The sequence below is a fragment of the Streptococcus pseudopneumoniae genome (assembly GCF_001076775.1).
In the GTDB taxonomy this organism is placed as follows: domain Bacteria; phylum Bacillota; class Bacilli; order Lactobacillales; family Streptococcaceae; genus Streptococcus; species Streptococcus pseudopneumoniae_G.
Map to the genome: position 1 here is coordinate 125,450 of NZ_JVGV01000005.1, position 18,690 is coordinate 144,139.

26 protein-coding genes and 2 pseudogenes are annotated in these 18,690 nt (G+C 39.9%); 4 read left to right on the forward strand and 24 right to left on the reverse strand.

Annotation, left to right across the window (positions count from 1 at the left end):
- Positions 1-302 precede the first annotated feature (302 nt).
- The 24 genes and pseudogenes from ADJ60_RS00735 to ADJ60_RS00845 form a co-directional block, all read right to left on the reverse strand.
- Positions 303-749, reverse strand: a complete 447-nt coding sequence (locus tag ADJ60_RS00735) for an ArpU family phage packaging/lysis transcriptional regulator (RefSeq protein ID WP_049542725.1) — start codon at positions 747-749, stop codon at positions 303-305.
- A gap of 73 nt (positions 750-822) precedes the next feature.
- Positions 823-936 (reverse strand): annotated as a pseudogene (locus ADJ60_RS11930) (prohibitin family protein); the annotation flags it as partial.
- Positions 937-966: 30 nt separating this feature from the next.
- A pseudogene (locus ADJ60_RS00740) lies at positions 967-1,453 on the reverse strand (MazG-like family protein).
- A gap of 8 nt (positions 1,454-1,461) precedes the next feature.
- Positions 1,462-2,136 carry a DNA methyltransferase gene (locus tag ADJ60_RS00745; protein ID WP_049542728.1) on the reverse strand — a complete coding sequence of 225 codons (675 nt, stop codon included), beginning with the start codon at positions 2,134-2,136 and terminating at the stop codon, positions 1,462-1,464.
- Positions 2,133-2,393, reverse strand: a complete 261-nt coding sequence (locus ADJ60_RS00750; RefSeq protein WP_049542731.1) for a DUF1372 family protein — start codon at positions 2,391-2,393, stop codon at positions 2,133-2,135. Before ADJ60_RS00750 ends, ADJ60_RS00745 begins: the two co-directional genes overlap by 4 nt.
- Before the next feature lie 12 nt (positions 2,394-2,405).
- A complete protein-coding gene (locus ADJ60_RS00755) occupies positions 2,406-2,699 on the reverse strand; it encodes a hypothetical protein (RefSeq protein ID WP_049542733.1) in 294 nt (97 codons plus the stop codon).
- Positions 2,699-2,911: a hypothetical protein gene (locus ADJ60_RS00760; RefSeq protein ID WP_204374300.1), complete on the reverse strand. Its 213-nt coding sequence runs from the start codon at positions 2,909-2,911 to the stop codon at positions 2,699-2,701. The genes ADJ60_RS00755 and ADJ60_RS00760 overlap by 1 nt, the downstream gene beginning before the upstream one ends.
- Entirely contained in the window at positions 2,912-3,409 is a 498-nt protein-coding gene (locus ADJ60_RS00765) for a DUF1642 domain-containing protein (protein ID WP_049542735.1), read from the reverse strand. It lies immediately after the preceding gene.
- Positions 3,410-3,593: 184 nt separating this feature from the next.
- Positions 3,594-3,809: a hypothetical protein gene (locus ADJ60_RS00775; protein ID WP_049542739.1), complete on the reverse strand. Its 216-nt coding sequence runs from the start codon at positions 3,807-3,809 to the stop codon at positions 3,594-3,596.
- The gene (locus tag ADJ60_RS00780) at positions 3,806-4,204 is read right to left on the reverse strand and encodes a RusA family crossover junction endodeoxyribonuclease (RefSeq protein ID WP_049542741.1); all 399 of its coding nucleotides are present in this window, start codon (positions 4,202-4,204) and stop codon (positions 3,806-3,808) included. The genes ADJ60_RS00775 and ADJ60_RS00780 overlap by 4 nt, the downstream gene beginning before the upstream one ends.
- Positions 4,197-4,370 (reverse strand): hypothetical protein, encoded by a 174-nt coding sequence (locus ADJ60_RS11575; protein ID WP_160313205.1) that lies wholly within the window; start codon positions 4,368-4,370, stop codon positions 4,197-4,199. Before ADJ60_RS11575 ends, ADJ60_RS00780 begins: the two co-directional genes overlap by 8 nt.
- Before the next feature lie 387 nt (positions 4,371-4,757).
- Entirely contained in the window at positions 4,758-7,031 is a 2,274-nt protein-coding gene (locus ADJ60_RS00785) for an AAA family ATPase (protein ID WP_049542743.1), read from the reverse strand.
- Positions 7,032-7,044: 13 nt separating this feature from the next.
- Positions 7,045-8,628, reverse strand: a complete 1,584-nt coding sequence (locus ADJ60_RS00790) for a DEAD/DEAH box helicase (RefSeq protein ID WP_049542745.1) — start codon at positions 8,626-8,628, stop codon at positions 7,045-7,047.
- Positions 8,629-8,638: 10 nt separating this feature from the next.
- Positions 8,639-9,196: a hypothetical protein gene (locus ADJ60_RS00795; RefSeq protein ID WP_049542747.1), complete on the reverse strand. Its 558-nt coding sequence runs from the start codon at positions 9,194-9,196 to the stop codon at positions 8,639-8,641.
- Between the two features lie 13 nt (positions 9,197-9,209).
- Entirely contained in the window at positions 9,210-9,947 is a 738-nt protein-coding gene (locus ADJ60_RS00800; protein ID WP_049542750.1) for a hypothetical protein, read from the reverse strand.
- Positions 9,948-9,949: 2 nt separating this feature from the next.
- Complete coding sequence (locus ADJ60_RS00805; protein WP_049542752.1) at positions 9,950-10,372, reverse strand: hypothetical protein; 423 nt, start codon at positions 10,370-10,372, stop codon at positions 9,950-9,952.
- A 45-nt stretch (positions 10,373-10,417) separates the two neighbouring features.
- A complete protein-coding gene (locus ADJ60_RS00810) occupies positions 10,418-11,536 on the reverse strand; it encodes an ATP-binding protein (protein ID WP_049542755.1) in 1,119 nt (372 codons plus the stop codon).
- 3 nt (positions 11,537-11,539) lie between these two features.
- Positions 11,540-12,850, reverse strand: coding sequence for an AAA family ATPase (locus ADJ60_RS00815; RefSeq protein WP_049542757.1), 1,311 nt, complete (start codon positions 12,848-12,850; stop codon positions 11,540-11,542).
- Positions 12,851-12,853: 3 nt separating this feature from the next.
- Complete coding sequence (locus ADJ60_RS00820; protein ID WP_049542759.1) at positions 12,854-13,051, reverse strand: hypothetical protein; 198 nt, start codon at positions 13,049-13,051, stop codon at positions 12,854-12,856.
- Positions 13,048-13,233, reverse strand: a complete 186-nt coding sequence (locus tag ADJ60_RS00825) for a hypothetical protein (protein ID WP_049542761.1) — start codon at positions 13,231-13,233, stop codon at positions 13,048-13,050. The genes ADJ60_RS00820 and ADJ60_RS00825 overlap by 4 nt, the downstream gene beginning before the upstream one ends.
- Positions 13,234-13,240: 7 nt before the next feature.
- Positions 13,241-13,519, reverse strand: a complete 279-nt coding sequence (locus tag ADJ60_RS00830; RefSeq protein ID WP_049542764.1) for a helix-turn-helix domain-containing protein — start codon at positions 13,517-13,519, stop codon at positions 13,241-13,243.
- An 81-nt stretch (positions 13,520-13,600) separates the two neighbouring features.
- A complete protein-coding gene (locus ADJ60_RS00835) occupies positions 13,601-14,383 on the reverse strand; it encodes a phage antirepressor KilAC domain-containing protein (protein ID WP_049542766.1) in 783 nt (260 codons plus the stop codon).
- A 1-nt stretch (position 14,384) separates the two neighbouring features.
- Positions 14,385-14,606, reverse strand: coding sequence for a hypothetical protein (locus ADJ60_RS00840; protein WP_049542769.1), 222 nt, complete (start codon positions 14,604-14,606; stop codon positions 14,385-14,387).
- Between the two features lie 16 nt (positions 14,607-14,622).
- Positions 14,623-14,850 carry a helix-turn-helix transcriptional regulator gene (locus tag ADJ60_RS00845; RefSeq protein ID WP_049542772.1) on the reverse strand — a complete coding sequence of 76 codons (228 nt, stop codon included), beginning with the start codon at positions 14,848-14,850 and terminating at the stop codon, positions 14,623-14,625.
- Between the two features lie 163 nt (positions 14,851-15,013).
- Between ADJ60_RS00845 and ADJ60_RS11690 the strand changes: the two genes are divergently transcribed.
- The 4 genes from ADJ60_RS11690 to ADJ60_RS00865 all read left to right on the forward strand — a co-directional run bounded on the left by ADJ60_RS11690 (position 15,014) and on the right by ADJ60_RS00865 (position 18,528).
- Positions 15,014-15,391, forward strand: coding sequence for a helix-turn-helix domain-containing protein (locus tag ADJ60_RS11690; RefSeq protein WP_053092733.1), 378 nt, complete (start codon positions 15,014-15,016; stop codon positions 15,389-15,391).
- The gene (locus tag ADJ60_RS00855; RefSeq protein WP_049542774.1) at positions 15,360-16,472 is read left to right on the forward strand and encodes an ImmA/IrrE family metallo-endopeptidase; all 1,113 of its coding nucleotides are present in this window, start codon (positions 15,360-15,362) and stop codon (positions 16,470-16,472) included. The genes ADJ60_RS11690 and ADJ60_RS00855 overlap by 32 nt, the downstream gene beginning before the upstream one ends.
- A gap of 144 nt (positions 16,473-16,616) precedes the next feature.
- Positions 16,617-17,213 (forward strand): CD20-like domain-containing protein, encoded by a 597-nt coding sequence (locus tag ADJ60_RS00860; RefSeq protein ID WP_049542779.1) that lies wholly within the window; start codon positions 16,617-16,619, stop codon positions 17,211-17,213.
- A 232-nt stretch (positions 17,214-17,445) separates the two neighbouring features.
- The gene (locus ADJ60_RS00865) at positions 17,446-18,528 is read left to right on the forward strand and encodes a tyrosine-type recombinase/integrase (protein WP_049542781.1); all 1,083 of its coding nucleotides are present in this window, start codon (positions 17,446-17,448) and stop codon (positions 18,526-18,528) included.
- Positions 18,529-18,690 lie beyond the last annotated feature (162 nt).

Here is an 18,690-nt window from a genome sequence, read left to right on the forward strand (position 1 = left end):
AAGCCTACTGCCTACCCCATTCTGGGACACAAACACTCAAACGGCGATGCCCGGAATCGAACCAATGGAAACATAGGAGAGAAACCACTTACCTGTCACCGCCAAAACGAGACCGAAGCCTCGGAAAAATATAATAAAGTATAAAGGAGACGTCAATGAACGAAATAGAGGGAGGGACTCGAACCCTCAATGCCCTTTACGACACCCTGATTTCAGGTAACCATCTACCAAATTCTGAGACCTCTATCTCTAATTATTGACAATACTATTTTACCATGTAAAATAAGCCATTTCCTAGCAATTTACTTGCAAATATCTCCCAAAAATTTACGAAAGACAATCAGCTTACCTTTTCGATAGGCTTCCGCAAATTCCAAAGCACCTCTGCTAAGCATGCGGTAGAACTCACTTTCAGAATAGCCTAAGTCCATATAGATAGCCTTGTCTGATAATTGGATTTTCATATCCATGTACTTCTTTGCAATTACCTGCCGAACGTATGGATCCATGATGCAGTTGACTGCTCTCTCTATCTCCAGAACTTCTGCCTCTGCATCCACATGTTCGATAACCATATTCTCTGTTGCTGTGTTCTTACCAGTAAATGTCTTCGGTTCAAATGAGTAGGTCGTTGTGATTTTAGGCAAATACTCAGCGCCCGCCATTCGGACATACGAGCGATAACTCTCTAGAACGTCATATACATTTTTTTTGGTAAATTGCACGTCAACTCTTTTTAATAACCTCACAACATCGCTCCTTTATGATATAATATTTTTATCGGAATATCACAAAGGAGTCAGCTGTGCTGGCTTTTTTATTTTATTCTTTATTCGTGATCACACTACCTGCACCGTTAACAGTAACCCAGCCATGCTTCTCTCTGGCTTCTGCTTCTTTCATCAAGTACCGAACTTTTTCCTGTATTAATCTGTTCTTTCTTCAACCACGCTCTAAATTTCGGTGTCATCCCAAATCCTCCTCTTTGACAAACGTGCCGTCAATCCAACGACCTTTTCGGTCTTTGATTTCTTGGTAAGCCAATTCAAAACATTCTTCGAAGCTATAACCAAGGGTATTGCTGATTGATTTTAACCATAGGATTGTACGTATCAGACTTGATTTACAAAAAAACTTTAGAAAATGAGTCTTGATAAATCTGAAAATCGCTTATATTTTTACTTAAATGACTAAAACATGTCATTACATCTCTATCATTTCCTGATGTTTCAAAAATCTTATGCACATCTACCTTAATCAGCAAGGCAAGACCGACAATCACGACCGCACAGTCTCCGATGCTGTCCTTTGTCAGTTGCTCATTCTTCTTGAGATAGCCTGCGCATAACTCTCCGAATTCTTCACTAAGTTTTAATGACTGCTTGTCCAGCCGTCCACCGTTTTCTAAATCACGGTCAATAAACCATTGTTTGACTTTGTCTATTGTGTTCATGATAACTCCTAAAATAATTTTATTTTCTTCTCGTAAACATCAAGTCTCTGTTTAGCAATATTGAAGATGTCTCTATCTAACTCGCAACCTACATACTCAAAACCTAATTCTTGACAAGCGATTAAACTACTTGCTGAACCAACATGAGTATCAAGAATCTTGTCTCCGTCTTTTGCGTAAGTTTGAAGTAACCAAAGATAAAGATTTATCGGTTTTTGTGTCGGATGGATTCTAACCTCATTTAAGGCCTTATTTCCTTGTTGTATATGACCTTCAGATATCGACTTCCCTTGCATCATACCATTCCACATGTAACGAAATAGCCGAATACTATCATGATAACTGCAGTACGCTATCTCACAATCTGAGAAACTTGACTTGCCATTAACTTTGTCCCACACAATACGGCCAGAACCAAAAGAGTAGTCGAAGTAGTTCACGCCCCAAATGATTTGATTTTTTGAAACTCTAAATAACTCATCAAAATAATCTCTATTTGGAATTTTCCACTCTGATATTTCGCTATACAGCTTGCTTACACCTATTGGACTGACTTTTCGACCATAGTATTTTCTTTTTTCTGGCCCGGAAAAATATGGCGGATCGACAATAGATAAATCAAAATAGTTGTCAGGATATCTTTTCATGACGTCCATACAATCTTCGTGAAGAAATAATTTCACAACATCACCTCATCCCCTACTCTGATTTTCTCAAATTGCTCTCTAGTAACTACGAACACCCCGTAATCTCTGATAGTCACTGTGTATAGCTTGCCGTGCCGTCCTTTCTCGACCACCTTACCAAATATCTCAGCGCCTGCGTTATCAGCCTTGTAGATAACCATCGGCTTCTTCTCTTCCAAATCTCGAATCTTGTCCATCTGCCAGATGTTTAGTCCAGCAGATAGCAGAATCCAGATAGCTATGAATCGTTTCAATCTATGACCTCCTTACTTTTTTGAATTCTTTCGTTTAAAGACCGGATTATGTCTTTCTTTTTCCTTCTGTTTGTGGTAATTATTGTCTTTATCAAAAACAGAGTTTTCATCTCTCATAATTTTTTTCACAACATATGGATTCATTGCCTCTTTTTCCTTTTTCTTTGGTTTTACATTTATTTCTAGAAAGAAAGATTGATTTGGAATTTCAAGTGCGAAAGTTGTTGTATTGTTATCAGGAGAGTTTAAAATATTACCAATTTCAAGAATAAGTTCAGTAATACTACTTCCAAGCGTTAATGCCATCACTCCACCTCCTCGTCTTCGTAAAAATCAACTTTTGCAAAGTGTTTAGGGTTGATAGTAATCATTCTTTCTTCTGGTTCAATTTGAATTAGTTGGAGACAATCTATGTTGCCTCGTCCGAGCCATTCTAGCATTTTGAGAATTTGTTTGTATTCGTCTCTCACCTTGATGGTTTCATCCATATATGGATTTTGTAATCTAATATTTGCCATTTATTCAACCTCCTCAATTTCAATCCCCTCACAATCGAATACCCAGCCAAAGTCAGCTTCTTCGAGTTGTTTTTTTGTAAAATGGCTTTTATATGCTAGAGAAAAATACACTCTCCCATTCCCATCTTTATTAAAGTAGTGTTTTGTCGCTTTAATCTTAACCAGATACCTCTTCTCTTCATCGACCTCGTAGCCGAATTGGTGCATGTTGACAAGGGTTTGAATAGGTGTATTATCTACGTCGTTTAACCAAAAAGCGAACTTACTATCAATCTTTCCCGACTCGCTTTTTGAAGATAACCAATCCCACACATTGTACTCAAATTCGTCTTTGTGTTCCTCATACCAATCCGCCACAAACTTCTTAACTTTGACTTTTCGCGGTTCGTCTAGTTGTTTCAAGTCTTCTAGAAAAATTTGACGAGCTAGTTCTCCTGTTTTACCATTCCACTTCCCCTCATATCTTTTGTATTTCTCAATTAATTCCTTAACATTCATCTTCCAATTCCTTTATTCTCTTCTTCCAGTTTTTCACTTTCTTTTTAAGCAAGTCTCTTTCCTCGGACCTGCTAAAAGCAAGCGATTTGACACACGGCTCAGATAGTTCAACTATCCTTGCCTCCGTCTGCTCTATTGTGCGTTTCAGTCCATTGATTACTGTCTGTTTGCTATATTCCATGGTTTATCCTGCTTGTTTTTCCAGCCAGTTAAAGAGCAATCCGAACTGCTCTGTCACTAGTTCATCGTCATTGTATTGCTTGCAAATTTCGCTAATCGATGACACCACCCATAACCAATAAGCGTCGGAAGCAAAACCGACCTCTTGGCTCTTCTGATTGCTGCGCGCCATCCATTCTGGAATGACTCTGCTAAAGAAATCAATGTAGTCAATTCTCATGGCAATTCCTCAATCTTGATATAGATCCCAACTGTGTCAGCCCAGAACTTTTCGGCAATCTCGCTGGCCACTTGAGCATCGTCTTGCCAGTATCCAAGTTTCGTCATGCAATCCTTGAGCAACTTCTGTAAATTATCTGTATCCGGCTTTGTAGTCTTGTACTGGCCATCGTAGCTTTTTTTGATACGAGGGAAACACCACTTAACCGTTAATTGAATCGCTCCTTTAAATTTATCAGGAGGAACATGCTGGGCAAGCAAGCTCTCAAATTTCGCCCTGGCATTTTTCAGATCCTCTGGCTCATAAAAAATAGGCTTACCAGATCTCACATTTACCTTTTTCTGTTGATGAGTTGTTGTCGGTATTTTTTTCATCGGTAAAAAGAATTCAATCATCAGCCAACTCCCTTAAAATTACACCCAAGGTCGCACTAGCGCTCATAAGCAATCCAAATGAGTAATCTGGATTAAGTGCCATCTCTCCAAAATCATCTTCACATTTATCCAACAAGTCATCGATTTCCTTTTTAAGATTATCAATAGCTTTTTTATTTAATGTCATTTTTTACCTTCTTTTTTTATACACGCCTAAGTTCAGAGTGAAGGACAGGGTTACAGGGTTACAAGGGGCGGATGCATAGCCCCCTTGTACCTGTACCTGTTCTTCTGAACTCTCAGGGACACTTCCTAAATATTCTTCTTTCGGAGAAAGAGAATATTCTGTCCCTTGTTTTTGTCCCTCAAAATCAGGGACATTTTCGATAAATTATCGATTTTGTCCCTCGTTTTTTCACTCTCAGAGTCAGGGACATTTTCGATTATTTTGTCTGTGTCCTTAGAGACATTTTCGATAGACATATTCGAAGTTGACCCTCGACTTTGTCTCTGTCTCTATTTTTGTCCCTAGGGACATTTTCGATATTTTTTGTCGTTGTCTCTGTCTTTATTCTTAAATTTTTGCTATAATTTCTTTGTTTTTTACTTCGAAATTTCCATTGTCTTTTATCCATCTTCGAATGGTTTTTTCACTAATCGGCTTCTCTTTTGTCGAAAAGTATCCGATTAAGTCATCGATAGTGACTGGACTTGTTCCATCATTTATCGCTTCAATAGCTGTTTCTATTTTTTCAGAGCGTTTCTCAGAGCGCTCTTTTTTCGTCGTCTTCTTGTCGAAGTTTTTCTTCCACGGGGAGTTTTTCTCATTCACCTCTTCCAATTGGATATCCGCCAACACACCCGATTCATCGAGCGCATGCACTGGATAGCTAAACCACATGTTCACTGGCTTGAATTTGGCAAACTCTCGAAGCGTACCTTCCACACGCCATGCGGTTGCTATCTGGATCTTGTTGCGAATTTCTTCGAGCTTGTCTACATAAGGAGCACGAGCCATGACATCAGGGATCCCTTTTTCAAAGTGCGTTCTCATCTGCGCTGGACTTAATAGGTCATCTAGTCCGACATTTTGCTGGTAATAGGCATTATTTCGCTCTTGCAAAGCCTGTTTATACACTTCGCACGCTGCTTGATTCAGTCTTTGAGTAAGCAATTCTTCTGATACTTCCAGCTCGACCAAATCGATAAGCGCGTCAGGATCCCGAGCGAATACACCCGAACCACTAGCGCGGTCCATGGACTTCTTGCCACCTTGCGAACCTTTTGAGTGGTGATGGCAGTAGATAACGCTGGAGCCGAGCTCTGTCGCTACTTTGTCGAATTGATTGGTAAAGTGGGCCATCTGGTCTGCACTGTTCTCGTCACCGGTCAGGACCTTGTAAATCGGGTCAATGATGACTGCGATATAATTCTTTTTCAAAGCTCGACGAATAAGTTTAGGCGCTAGCTTGTCCATCGGTACAGTCTTCCCACGAAGATTCCAGATATCGATATTCTGGATGCTTTTAGGCGGTAATCCCATAGCTTGATAAACGTCACGGAAGCGATGTAAGGCAGACGGACGGTCTAGCTCCAGATTGACGTATAATACACGCCCCTGAGTACAATCCCAGCCTAGCCATTTTTTGCCTTCAGCAATTGCAATTGACATTTCAATTAAAGCGAATGACTTACCAGCTTTTGATGGTCCAGCAATCAACATCTTATGACCTTGACGAAGAACGCCTTTAATCAACTCGGGTGCCAACTCTGGCAAATTATCCCAGCTATCGGCCAATCCTTCTGGATCCGGCAGGTCGTCATTCAAATCTTCGATGTATTGATACCACTCATCCCAATCGGTCTTACCTATGTTAGTATCTACTAAGAATTGCTTCTGTCCATTACGGATGAACCCAGGCATACGAGATAGTCTACTTGGATTCCGATTCTGTGTATCGACGATAATGCCGTTCTTTTGACAAATCTTATAAAGATAATCAACCCTATTACGGTATTCTTCGTAATTCTTGGCATCTACTTTGACGATGGCATGTAGTGACTTGTTTCCGCTATGCACCAAGGCAACAATCGGTAATTCAAGTTCTTTGTATATGGCGTTCTGTTTATCGATTGGCATACTGTCGGATTCGACCAGGGCATATCTGAAATCTGTCACGTTTTCATTTTTTGCGCCTTTCCCGTCCATTGGATTGAATCGAACCCATGCGCCGGCTTCTTCGTGATAATCACCTAGCACTGCACCGATATCGCCATTACATCTACTAAGTTCTTCAATCAATTGCCCAGCAGTCCGGTCATAAGCCCCCTTAGTTGGCAGCCATTTGACAATCTCGCCTGTTTCATCGTCAGTCTTTGGATAGCATTCAGTAACGTACCCAACATTTTCACTAGCTTCAAAGATCGTTTCAAGGTATTTGATAATTTCCTGAACCGGATTCCAAATAGTTGGCTCATGGATTTCCTTACCTTCAATCCAGTCTTTATCAATGACACGATAATCACGATCTATTGTATCGGTCCAGCCTAACTCATGCGCGTTCTCGCTATCATAGCTGGATTGCGACACCCAGCCATTTTCTTTAGCAAGTTGGGTAATCGTCGCACCCGTCACGATAGTTCCTGCTTGTTCATTGAAAGTATCCCATTTTTTGAAGCATTCGAATTTCTTGTATCGGCTGTCGTTTTGGGACCAGTTATCCCAGTCGGATGCTGTATATCCTTCATGTTTAAGAGCCATACCGACATTGACCCACGTCTGATAATCTACCGTGGCAGGATTGATGTAATCCAGCAACGGCAACAAATTAAAATCATTCTCTGCCACTATCTCCTCCTTCTTAATTTAGTACATATTCAGCTGGTCGCACACTTGTCGGAACTCTCCAACCATTAGCTGCTATGCGATTAATCATATTTTTAGCTTCTTCGAACGGCCACATTCCCACACCTTTGAAACCGTATCTTTCAAGTAATCTGATTTGTTTAGGTGTTGTTAAACCTTCCGCTTGTCGCTTGTGTAATCTATCTAAATATAAAGCAGCCTTTCCAGCATTCGCGATTTCGTCAGGAAGTATGCCGTATTTCTCAAGAGCTTTAATTTGCTTATCACTAGCAGGTGCCATCTCCCATCCAAAGTTAGGTACGTAGTTTGATAAATCTTCAGCATGGATAGACATTTCAAATTGCAATGGATCCACTAATTTGCGTTTACGCTTACGCATTTCTTCCAATTGTTTGGCCAAAGCTTCTTCACGTTGAGCGACTACGTCTTCTGCAGCCTTGACTTCCATATCTTCAAGGTCAAGCATTACACCAGTTTGCTCTTCCATGTTCTCAACCATTTTCTGAGCGACTTCTGGAGTCTCACAGATTAAATGAGCTGGACGGCATAGCTCGTGGCGTTCTGTATGCCAGAGGAAGTCTAGCAAGAGTAATTCTTCCTTTCCTGGATGTAAACGAGTACCACGCCCCACCATCTGGCTATATAGGGCACGTACCTTAGTAGGTCTTAGCACTACTACGCAATCCACTGACGGGCAATCCCACCCTTCAGTCAATAACATCGAGTTACAAAGCACGTTGTAACGGTCTTTCTCAAAGTCTTCTAAGATTTCTGCACGGTCCTTGGACTCTCCATTGACTTCAGCAGCACGAAATCCTTTTGCGTTTAGGATATCGCGAAACTTCTGCGAGGTCTTTACCAAAGGCAAGAATACAACTGTTTTACGGTCAGCACATTGCTTGACCATTTCGTCAGCTATCTGCTCCAGGTATGGATCCAGTGCTGTTCCGACGTCGCTCGCCTTGAAATCGCCTGCCGACATGCTGACATTTGATAAATCCAAACTTAGCGGAATTGTCAAAGCCTTGATTTTAGATAAGTAGCCTTCTTTGATAGCTTGTACCAACGAATATTCATAAGCAAGGCTATCGAAGTAAGACCCAAGGTTTTTCATATCTCCACGGTCAGGCGTAGCTGTAACACCCAGCACATCCGACTGCTCAAAATAACCAAGTACACGTTGGTAGCCATCTGAGATAGCGTGATGGGCTTCATCAACTACAATCGTATCGAACCAATTAGGCGGAAACTGTCTCAATCGTTTCTCTCTCTGCATGGTCTGAACTGAACCGACGACGACCCGATACCAAGAACCGATAGAAGTATTCTCAGCTTTCTCTAGTGCTGTGCCAAGCCCGGTTGCAGTCTTGAGCTTGTCGCTAGCCTGCTCCAAAAGCTCTGACCTATGAGCAAGGACAAGCACACGCTTGCCCTCTCTCACTTGGTCTTCAATGATTTTGGAAAAAACAATCGTCTTTCCACATCCTGTTGGTAATACTAAGAGCGTGCGCTTGCGACCTTTAGCCCATTCAGCTTGAACAGCCTCCCGTGCTTCCTGTTGATAAGGTCTTAATTGCATCCCTTACCTCCTAGAATTGCCCAGCTTGATATCCTGCTTGTCCTTGCGGTTGTTGCGCAAAATTCGGTTGCTGTGGTTGCTGGTAGCTTGCTTGTGTAACTTGCCCTGGTTGTTGATTTAATACTTTTGTGTAATCAACATCTTCAGGATAGAGCATTGACTTAACTTCGTTATAATTATTTTCCTTGTACTGTCGAGTTCCGACTTTACATACACCGGTTGCGCCGATGATTGTATTCCAATTCATGCGAAGTGGTTCGCCTTTTTTCTTTTGGCCAATTGCAGCAAAGAAAGCAGATAGCATTCCTTCAGTTGAGCTGTGCAGGAATAAATTGTGACGCAATTCGGTTTCGCCTTCATTAGCTACAATCTTAATGCTGACGATAGCCTTGTTACACGCTGGCAATTTTCCGGGATTTTGTGGATTTGGCGTGTGGCGTGTGCGTTCCATACCGATTACTGTAAAGTGGTATAAACCGTCAGGTAGTAGGACGTATTCCGAGTCTTTTTCAATCGTATCTTCCCATCCAAATTCGCGTTCAAAGTTGTTGTATTGTTGTTGTGTCATGCTGTTTTTCTCCTTATGCTAAAATTGTGATTTTATCGTTGTTTGCAAGTTCTGTTTTTAAATAATCTGAGATGTTTTTAACAGCATCTAATTTCCATTTGCCCCCATCCGCTTCAAAGAGAGCTAGATTCGCTGATTTGTTAACTCTGAATACAAACTGACTTGCTGGTTGTTCTACTTCATTAAAGGTACGATATGGTCGTAAGGTTACTGGATTTGGAGTCTTAGCCTGTGCTAGACTTGCTACACCATCACGAACAGTCACCGTTTGTGTAACGCCGTTATCTTGAGCCTCTGCCCCTTTTTCGATTTTTAAGTGACTAGCAAAATCTAAAACTAGATTGCGGTCTGCATCATTGATAAACATAGATTGCAACATAATATTAAACTCTTCCTGATTACACCAATTACTAAAGGGGATAAATGGAACAGATGCCTTTACAGATACAAGTTGAGGACGTTTGCCATATTCAATATCCACTTGATCATACACAGAAACTTTTTGATAACTTTCTACCACCACTACAAGTCTATGACCACCGATAAAGTCGTTATCTGATTTGAGATAATCCACTAAACTTTTGAGCGTTTGAAGTTCAAGAGTCGGCGCATATTTGCGGGGGCTAAGTTCTCTGAAGTCATGCTTATTGATGTCAAAATATTCCTTCCCACTTGATGAAGAAATAATTTTATTTTCTTTATCTGCTAACTCAACTGCATAAGATAATGCTGCTTTAAGATTTTCTGTCATGGTTAGTTACCTGCTTTCTTTTTGTTGTAATCAATAATATTTGTATTTTGTTGTTCGACTTTTTCGATGAGTTCCCCAGTATCTGTTCTCATATCACCATTGTCATCAAAGTAAGTTTGTCCAGGGACCCCACTTTTTAGCTCATTAGCGTGGATTATACCAGCGTCATCACGACCGACAATAACAGTTGTTGCAACACCTTTTTGCGGTGCCAATGTAGATTTGACTTCCATACCTGTCTTTACGACAGTACGTTCATCATCTGTTGACATCGTCAGCGTAATAGTGACCTTACGAGTTGCCTTAGCTTCCGTATTTGGATCCAAAATGTTATCAAGGACTTTTTCTAACTCTTTATCAACCTTCTCTTGTAAGGCTGTATTGGCGATTTTTGATAAATCGATTTTAATAGTTTTATCTTTCATAGATACCTCTTGTTATACCTTGCTATGATTTCTAATTCCCAAAATCTACACCGTAAAGGGTAATTCTGGTTCTTTTCTAACTTGATTTTCAATAACTTCCACAGTTGCTTGCCAATGAGCGACAATCATATCCCAGTAGTCAGTCGGAAAACTTTCAATAGGAGTCCCTAGTGGAAAATGCCCGCGAATGTAAGCAACTTTTTGAAGTTCTTCTTCTGTCACGTTTCCTTGCGCCATGAGGTCTGTCAAACTCTTTGGTAAGTTCGTGTGATATTGCTCGGGTGGTGTCTGTGGCGTACTAGGAGCTTCATTTTGAGGTTTTTCAGCTACCTGCGACATATTGAGAGGCAATTCTTCTTGAACTTGCTCAGGGGCTTGCTGTGTGGCCTGCTGAGGTTCTGGAGTGACTGTCTGAGGTTGCGATGGAATAGGTTGCGTTTGTTGACTCGAAAAGATATGAGCGATTCCAACGTAATGAAATGGCATTTCGTCAGGTAATCCATGTCGGTTCTTGGCATCCCAAGCCGGCCTATGATTGGTATACATCACACGTTCACCGCCTTGCGCCTTCTTCTTGCCGTTATCGGTCGTCATGACTAAGGTTTTGTAGTTGGCAAATAGAACCATGTCTGCCCATTCTTTGACAAGCGGTGCCGTCTTAGAACCTGTCTTTTGGCCAAGTTTCAATTCGTATCGGTCGTAAGAACCCATCTCGTCCGGCTGTTCAAATTTCTTGATTTGAGCGTGCGCAGTCAATACCACGTTGATCCCCATATCAACCAAATCAGACAAGCTATTTAAGAAACGTCCCATTTCTTCTTGGACATAGGTGTAGCCTTTGCCCCAGCCAAAATCCTCAATCCCTTGTTTTCCATGTTGAGAACAGATGTAATTAACTGCCAAAGCTTCAGCCCAATCGATCGTATCAATGACGAGTGTCCCACACTCAGTCGGATTCGCCTTGATAAAAGCAATCTCATTGATGAGCATGGTCCAGCTGGTTGGCTTGTCGAGTCGTGCCACATCCATGTTATCTGTCGAACCTTCCGTGTCGATGAAGACCGCATTTGGAAATTCAGCAGCAAACGTGGACTTACCAATTCCTTCAGGACCATATATAACTACTTTTTGAGCTCGCGCCCGCTTTCCTCTTGTGATTTGCATGTTTTAAAAACCTCCTTGCCATGTTGGTGCGACTGTTTCGGCGTGTCCTTGCTGAGCAGAACTTTCAAACTTCACTGGTTTAACGCTATACCCGTCTTCAATCAGAATGCTACACTCATCTCCCGTTGAAACCCTAGTTGCAATAGCTTGCAAACCTTCTTGCTCAAGCCACGCGCCAAATTCCTGCAAAGTCAGCTGATCCATTTGTTCCAGCTTGTCAATCAACACAAAGCCACATTCTGGCTTCAATTTACGCACGATTGCAGTCGCAACTTGTAATTGCTGGCTACCAGACATGTTATCCCAGCGCTGGCCAAGATAGAGCAGTTCGCCATCATCCACGGATAAGCCCGGCAACGGTAAATCTGCGTTTGTAAGCAAGTCTGTCTTCTGTTTGCGAATTTCAGCAATCACATTATCAAGTTCTTTGTATTGTTCTCGGTAGCCCTTGGCATCTTCTTCTGCTTTATCCTTGTCCAGATTAGCACGTACTTTACGATTGATTTCATCAATCTCTGCGATGTTGTTTTCAATCTCCTCAGTTGATTCATCGAGAAGATCCATAGCATCGGTATTCGCTATAGCCAAGTCTTGAGCTAACTGACTTTCTTTTTCTTTGGCATCGGCCAGCAATTGCTTCAATCGTTCAACCTCTGCAGTTGCTGAAGCATGTTGATTTTGGATAGATACCAAGTTCTGACGTTTGCGAGTATTCTCGCCATTCTTAGCGAGGATAGCCTGTTGTTGTTGAATAAGTTCAGAGATAGATACTAACTCTTTCGGTGCGTCAGGATAGTAAGGTTGTTCTTTAGCGAACTTCTCCTTCTGGTCAGCAATCACACCGATTGCGTGGCGCTCGTCATACTTGGCCTTTTCCTGCATTTCCAGTTCAACCAATTGCGGACCAACTCCGATAATCTGCAACAGAGTTTTAGCCTTCTCTTTGCTGGTCTGCTCCATGAATTTTGGTAAGTTGATAGCCAGTTCTTCCACAAAGCTATCCAGCAAGTTTTGACCAGCCTTATTGCCGCTTGGGTCAATCACCTTGAGAGTGCTGTTCTTACCACTGCGCTCTACAATCAAGCCATTTGATAGCGTGATTTTTAAACTAGGCGGAATTGTACTACCTTCTCGGTGTGCTTGACTAGGTTTATACTTATTACCTCCCAGCGCCCAAGCAATCGCGTCCAGTACGCTTGTTTTTCCCTGATTGTTATTTCCACCTACGATTGTCAAACCAGTCGCCGACGGCTCTAATTTGACCGCTTTAACACGCTTGACGTTTTCAATTTCTAGTTTATTGATTGTCACCATCTTCTACTCCTTAACTAGCCCTACAGGCGGTTGCACGTCGTACGTAAATTGCTTATCTGAATTTCTCAGATTCATACGAGCGATGTTACTTGCTATTAGCTGCCTATCTGGTTTTTCATTTTCAACGTGGTCATCTAGTTTATTTACTAGAGACCAGAGCGCGATTCCGAAGATTGTCACAAAATAAAGATATTCCATCATTTTACGTTCTCCTTTTCTTTGTAGATTGCTACGATTTTTTCAAGATCAGCTATATGCTGATTTGCTCGTTGGTATTTTTCTTGAAGGTCAATCAATGCTCTGTTTAAATCCAAAGCTACGATTCTCCAGTCAGTGTTGATTTCTTTGGATAACCAGTTTTTTAATCTTACTAATAGATTCATTCTTCCCTCACTTTGCTAACTGACTTTGAAAACGTAGTACGTCGTTCATGTCATATAAATATTTACCGCCTTTAGCATTTTGCTGATAGCGGAATTTCCCTGCATCTCTGAAATCTTCAATTTTCTTACGACCCCAACCGGTCTTTTCTTGGACGTCTTTAATTGAAGCCCAGTTCGTGCCTCTTGCCACTCGTAATTTAGCTTCGGTCATAGCTTTCACATTTAACTGGACAAGTTCTTCTAGCAGTTCATTTTTGAAATCTTCCCCAAACAATTCCAAAGCCATTGGCAATTTCCTCCCTTTCGTGATATAATTAAGTTAGTTATTTTAGTAAGCGCCTGACTTGTTCAGGTGCTTTTTTTTGAATTAAGCCACATCTTTTTGCTCAATCAGTGGTAAAATTCCTTTTTTGTTTTTAAGCAGATCATAAAGAAACAATCGTCCCTTTTGAGTCCAGTAAGTATGCATCTTGCTATAGTCTGCATCAATTGTGTGAGTTTTTGATTGAGTATAACCTTTACCTGCGTACTTCTGATACAAAAGCCATGTACTACCTTGCTTGTATTGTACTTTAAGTTCATGCAAGATTTTATTCAGCTTCGTAGCGCTCATCCCGTAATCTTTAGCGATTACTGAAATCGGTACTAGTGATTTATTTTGCAAGACTAAGTCGTAATATGTTGCTTTCGGTTGTAGCTCTTGGATAATTTGATTCTTTTGAGCTACTTCTTCCTGCGCTTGTAAACGCAATTGTCGTTCTTCTTTTAGCTTCTGAAGTGCTGCGATTGCCATATCTGGATTCTCCAGCAAATCATCAATAGCGTACAAGCCATGCTTACGAATAGATTTCAAGATTTCTTTTACTTTTTTCTTGAACTCTTTTGCCAATGGTTTTCGAGATTGCATAAGAACTTCATAAAGTCCGTTCTCTGTTAAGAACCATACTTCTCTATTTTGACCTGAACGGAACAATGTTCCGACCAGCTTTTCGTCTTCATCGATTTTATCTAGCATTTTATTCACACTAGATACATCGTACTCAATCCATTCGGCTACATCCTTTGCGACAAACAGCGGTTCATCTGCTGTACCGTAAACTGTGAAGTGTTTCCCGAGAACTTCCTGCTCGTTAATGATAGTTAATTCCATATTATTCCTCCAGTGTTTCTTCTAAATAACCACTTTCCAATTCAACGATTTGGTCAATGATTTTGTGATAGGTTGACTCAGAGACTAGAATCGAAACTTTCTTTTGATGATTTACAAAAGTGTTCTGCTCTTTTTCTAACTTCTCTAGTCGATTTTCAATCGCAAGCAAGCGATTTTCAAAAGCTACCTCAAATGGTTGCTTATTTCGTACTACTTCCTCCATGGTTATCTCCTTACTCCTAAGACGGTAGTTTCAGAAAATCCGAAACGTTGTCTAAAAAAATATCGTCTACTGAAACATCTAGTGCGCTAGCTAGTTTTTTTATATTCTCATAACTAGCTCTACGCAATTTTTTGACATCATTTTCATAACTCATTATAGTGCGCGATGTTATGCCAGTTTCCTTCGCCAATTCCTCTTGAGTCATCCCACGAAAACGTCGCAAAGTTTTTAAGGTGTTCGCCATCTATTGCTCCTTTCTTGATTATGTCTTAATTATACACTTCGGTTTTTCCGAAGTCAAGCATTTTACTTCATTTTTTTCGAAATTTTTTTCTCTTTTTGTTTGTAACGTTTCGGATAAAGTGATATTATATAGTAAAAGAAAAATACGAAAGGTATTTCACGTCATGGAGAACCAAAATAATTATTTTGCTTCTAATCTTAAATTTCTACGTCAAAAATACCAAATGGAACAAATTGACTTAGCTAATAGATTGGGAAGAAAAAGTTCCTCTTCAGTAAGCGAATGGGAGAGAGGAAAGTATACTCCCAAAGCGGGCGTTTTAAATGATATTTCTAGAATATTCAATGTTTCGTTATCGGAATTGATGACCAAAGACTTATCTGACACTTCCTCCCCCCCAACCGAGACACCACAATTCAGAGCAATCCAACGTAAAGCTAAAATCCTAAGCGTTACAGATCAAGAGCGTTTATTGCAAATAATGGACTTAACTTTCCAAGATGTTTTGAATGGAGGTGGCGACGACGACCACGACTTCTAGAAATATCGATTACAAGAAATTAAAAAGCATAGCATATAGTTTTCTCAATCAATACACAAATGGTAGATTACCAATCGACCTACTTCATATTATTTCACAGCTTGACAATCTTCATCTTATGAAATACAGCACTCTTGCAAAAGAAAACAATATGGATATTAACGAAGTTTATCAACTTTTAAACAGTGAAGATGGTGCTTTGTGGTATAAATCTGATACCCAAACATATATCTTGCTTTATAATGATACTATTGATAATAAGGAGCGCATTCGCTTCACAATCGCTCACGAATTAGGTCATTATGTATTAAAACACAACGAAACGACAGACAAGACTATCTTATCACGGTATAGCTTATCCGAAAATGAGTATAAGACTTTTGAAACGGAAGCAAATTTTTTTGCAAAACATTTACTAGTTCCTTTTCCAGTTTTAGGTAACTACGCAATGTTTTTTCATTCTATGGATGATAGGTTTATTCAATCTGTATTTCAAGTTTCTTTTTCTGTAGCTAGTTATGTCCTCAAAAATATGAAATCGATGCAATCTTTTGGACTTATAAAAGACGGTCACGAGGTTGAAAAAAAATTCGCTAAGTATATAGCTACTAGTCAAAATACTAGAATTTGTAGAACTTGTTTTAGTAAAATTGATAGAAATTTAAAATACTGTCATATCTGCTCTACCCATCAACAAAAGGGAACAACAACTTTAGAAGCTTATTTAGAAAATCGAGAGAAAGAAAAATTACGTATGAGATACCCAAAATATGATTTAGACTTGGATGGATATCCAATTATCTGTCCTAGGTGCGAAAACGAAGAGTTGGATGTCAACAACTATTGTAATGTTTGTGGCATATACACAAGAAATATTTGCATAGGCGATTATGAAAGTAACTTCGACTCCCGTGGATATGCAATTCCAATTGTTCACTTCCTAGGAAATGGTTGCAAAAAAGTATTAGTTGGAAATTCTCGTTACTGTCCAGATTGTGGTGGGAAGTCGAGCTACTTTTTCCAAGGATTACTTAAAAATTGGGATTTAGAAAAAGACATTGACGAAGAACTACCATTTTGATTCTTTTTGTTACATAAAAAAAGCCCCACACTCGCAAAGTTTGGCGACTCTGAATCTACGGGGGCAAAGAAGAGTATTTATCATTAGTAAATTAAAAATATGTGCAACAACTGATTCACATTAAAAGCTGGGAGAGGTTTCATTATGAATGAAGAACGCAAAGTTTTAGGTATTTTGGCTATTATTTTCGGAGCAATCGCTCTATTTGGGTCTTGGATGCCTATCATTAACAACCTATCATTTGTTATTGCTATTTTAGCGCTTATATTAGGTTTGATAGGTCTAGCTATCAACAGAAAAAGACCAAAAATGTTGGCTATCATTGGTACAGTCTTAGCAGTTGTGTCAATGGTTATTGTTATCGCTACGCAATTGATGTATGCTCGTGCTTTGAATAATGCTGCCAAGAATGTGGAAGAAACTGTAAGTTCAGTAAGTTCTTCATTCGAAGCATCACAAAAAGAAGAGGATGCTAAGTTTAACTGGACAAAAGAACAGTTTGACGCTCTTCAAATGGGTGATATCATGAACTATGGTGCTGGCGGAACTAACTACGACGATATTGTTAGCGTTCATGGAGAGCCAAACAATATAAACACTACTACTGTCAATGATCATGAAAGTAGAACGATTTCATATTCTTCAGCAGGAACAAAAATCCGAAGTGTTACTTTAACATTCAGCAAACAAGCAGATGGTGCTTACTTATTAACTGCAAAAGTTGGCATCGGCTTGGAATAAGTTTGAGTTTATGATATAATTAAGTTACTTAGAGGCGAGCCCTCATATTTTTAAACTTTGCACCATAGCGTGCCAGGGGAAGTAACTTAACCGTTGCTTCCCTTTTTAAAAACAAAAATCCCCACACTCAAAGTTTGGCGACTCTGAGCGTGAGGATGTACTGTATAAGGAAACGACCATTAAAAAGGTAGTTTTCTTATACCCATTTTATCAAGAAATGAGGTGAAAATCAATGGAAATAAAGTCTTATAAAAAGAAAAACGGAGAGACGGCTTTTGGTTTTAGAATTTACGTCGGAAAAGAAAACGGAAAAGACAAGTATATTAAACGAAGAGGATTTGCGACTAAAGCTAAAGCAAGAGCAGCACTACTTCAACTTCAGGAAGATATAGAAAGCGGAGAACAAAGCAGGAAAGAAATCACGGTTGAGGAAATCGCAAAAAAATGGCTCAAAGATTATTCCGAGACAGTGCAAGAAAGCACCTACATCAAGACATCTAGGAATTTCAAGAATCACATCTATCCAGCTTTCGGCAATAGAAAGATAGCTACGATAACACCACTTCAAATGCAGGAACAAGCTAACGAGTGGTCGAAGAAACTGGTCTATGGCCGTAAATTAAAGGGGTTGATGAATAATGTTTTTAAGTATGCAATCAGACATGGTTACATTGATACCAATCCAGTAGACAGCGTGATTACATCAACAAGAAAGAAATCAGATAACAAGAGCGACTTCTATAGCAAAGACGAACTTAAAAAATTTTTAAAACTTGTCTCCAAAACAAAGGATCTAGAGAAGATAACTCTATTCCGTCTTCTGGCCTTCACAGGGGCACGAAAAGGGGAGATTTTAGCCCTTGAATGGAATGACTGGACAGATAATACTCTTGACATTAATAAGGCCATTACAAGAGGTTTTGCAGGCGAAGAGATAGGCAATACCAAAACGGTAAGCAGTAATCGACTAATCAGTCTGGACAAGAAAACAAAAAGTATTTTGAAAAAATGGAAAAAGCAAAATCCAAACACCAAATACATTTTTGAAAATGAATTTAAAAAGCCAATTCCAAGCACTCTTCCTAGAAAGTGGCTTATCAAAATTGTGGAAGGTAGCGACCTACGTCCAATTAAAATCCATGGATTCAGACATACACATGCCAGCCTTTGTTTTGACGCTGGTATGACTTTGAAGCAAGTCCAACATCGGTTAGGACATTCCGACTTGAAGACGACCATGAACGTTTATACTCACATAACTAAGCAAGCAAAGGATGACATCGGAGAACGCTTTGCCAATTATATTAATTTTTAAACACAACAGACCTTCTTCAAAAAGAGGGTCTGTTTTAGGGTCTGTCTTTTTCGCAAAAGAATACCAAGGAATACCAAAGACAAAAATAAAAAACGTTGATTTAACAACGTTTTACCAAGGAATGCAAAAGAATGCAAAGGAATAATGGAGCCGGTGGGAGTC

Bases quoted from the DNA above. Each gene is read 5' to 3' on its own strand.
- ADJ60_RS00825 (WP_049542761.1), bottom strand. From the start codon at position 13,233: ATGAATCTATTAGTAAGATTAAAAAACTGGTTATCCAAAGAAATCAAC.
- ADJ60_RS00865 (WP_049542781.1), top strand. From the start codon at position 17,446: ATGGAAATAAAGTCTTATAAAAAGAAAAACGGAGAGACGGCTTTTGGT.
- ADJ60_RS00820 (WP_049542759.1), bottom strand. From the start codon at position 13,051: ATGATGGAATATCTTTATTTTGTGACAATCTTCGGAATCGCGCTCTGG.
- ADJ60_RS00800 (WP_049542750.1), bottom strand. From the start codon at position 9,947: ATGACAGAAAATCTTAAAGCAGCATTATCTTATGCAGTTGAGTTAGCA.
- ADJ60_RS00760 (WP_204374300.1), bottom strand. From the start codon at position 2,911: ATGGCAAATATTAGATTACAAAATCCATATATGGATGAAACCATCAAG.
- ADJ60_RS00815 (WP_049542757.1), bottom strand. From the start codon at position 12,850: ATGGTGACAATCAATAAACTAGAAATTGAAAACGTCAAGCGTGTTAAA.
- ADJ60_RS11690 (WP_053092733.1), top strand. From the start codon at position 15,014: ATGGAGAACCAAAATAATTATTTTGCTTCTAATCTTAAATTTCTACGT.
- ADJ60_RS00810 (WP_049542755.1), bottom strand. From the start codon at position 11,536: ATGCAAATCACAAGAGGAAAGCGGGCGCGAGCTCAAAAAGTAGTTATA.
- ADJ60_RS00765 (WP_049542735.1), bottom strand. From the start codon at position 3,409: ATGAATGTTAAGGAATTAATTGAGAAATACAAAAGATATGAGGGGAAG.
- ADJ60_RS00845 (WP_049542772.1), bottom strand. From the start codon at position 14,850: ATGGCGAACACCTTAAAAACTTTGCGACGTTTTCGTGGGATGACTCAA.
- ADJ60_RS00805 (WP_049542752.1), bottom strand. From the start codon at position 10,372: ATGAAAGATAAAACTATTAAAATCGATTTATCAAAAATCGCCAATACA.
- ADJ60_RS00835 (WP_049542766.1), bottom strand. From the start codon at position 14,383: ATGGAATTAACTATCATTAACGAGCAGGAAGTTCTCGGGAAACACTTC.
- ADJ60_RS00860 (WP_049542779.1), top strand. From the start codon at position 16,617: ATGAATGAAGAACGCAAAGTTTTAGGTATTTTGGCTATTATTTTCGGA.
- ADJ60_RS00780 (WP_049542741.1), bottom strand. From the start codon at position 4,204: ATGATTGAATTCTTTTTACCGATGAAAAAAATACCGACAACAACTCAT.
- ADJ60_RS00830 (WP_049542764.1), bottom strand. From the start codon at position 13,519: ATGGCTTTGGAATTGTTTGGGGAAGATTTCAAAAATGAACTGCTAGAA.
- ADJ60_RS00790 (WP_049542745.1), bottom strand. From the start codon at position 8,628: ATGCAATTAAGACCTTATCAACAGGAAGCACGGGAGGCTGTTCAAGCT.
- ADJ60_RS00755 (WP_049542733.1), bottom strand. From the start codon at position 2,699: ATGGCATTAACGCTTGGAAGTAGTATTACTGAACTTATTCTTGAAATT.
- ADJ60_RS00840 (WP_049542769.1), bottom strand. From the start codon at position 14,606: ATGGAGGAAGTAGTACGAAATAAGCAACCATTTGAGGTAGCTTTTGAA.
- ADJ60_RS00855 (WP_049542774.1), top strand. From the start codon at position 15,360: ATGGAGGTGGCGACGACGACCACGACTTCTAGAAATATCGATTACAAG.
- ADJ60_RS11575 (WP_160313205.1), bottom strand. From the start codon at position 4,370: ATGACATTAAATAAAAAAGCTATTGATAATCTTAAAAAGGAAATCGAT.
- ADJ60_RS00795 (WP_049542747.1), bottom strand. From the start codon at position 9,196: ATGACACAACAACAATACAACAACTTTGAACGCGAATTTGGATGGGAA.
- ADJ60_RS00775 (WP_049542739.1), bottom strand. From the start codon at position 3,809: ATGAGAATTGACTACATTGATTTCTTTAGCAGAGTCATTCCAGAATGG.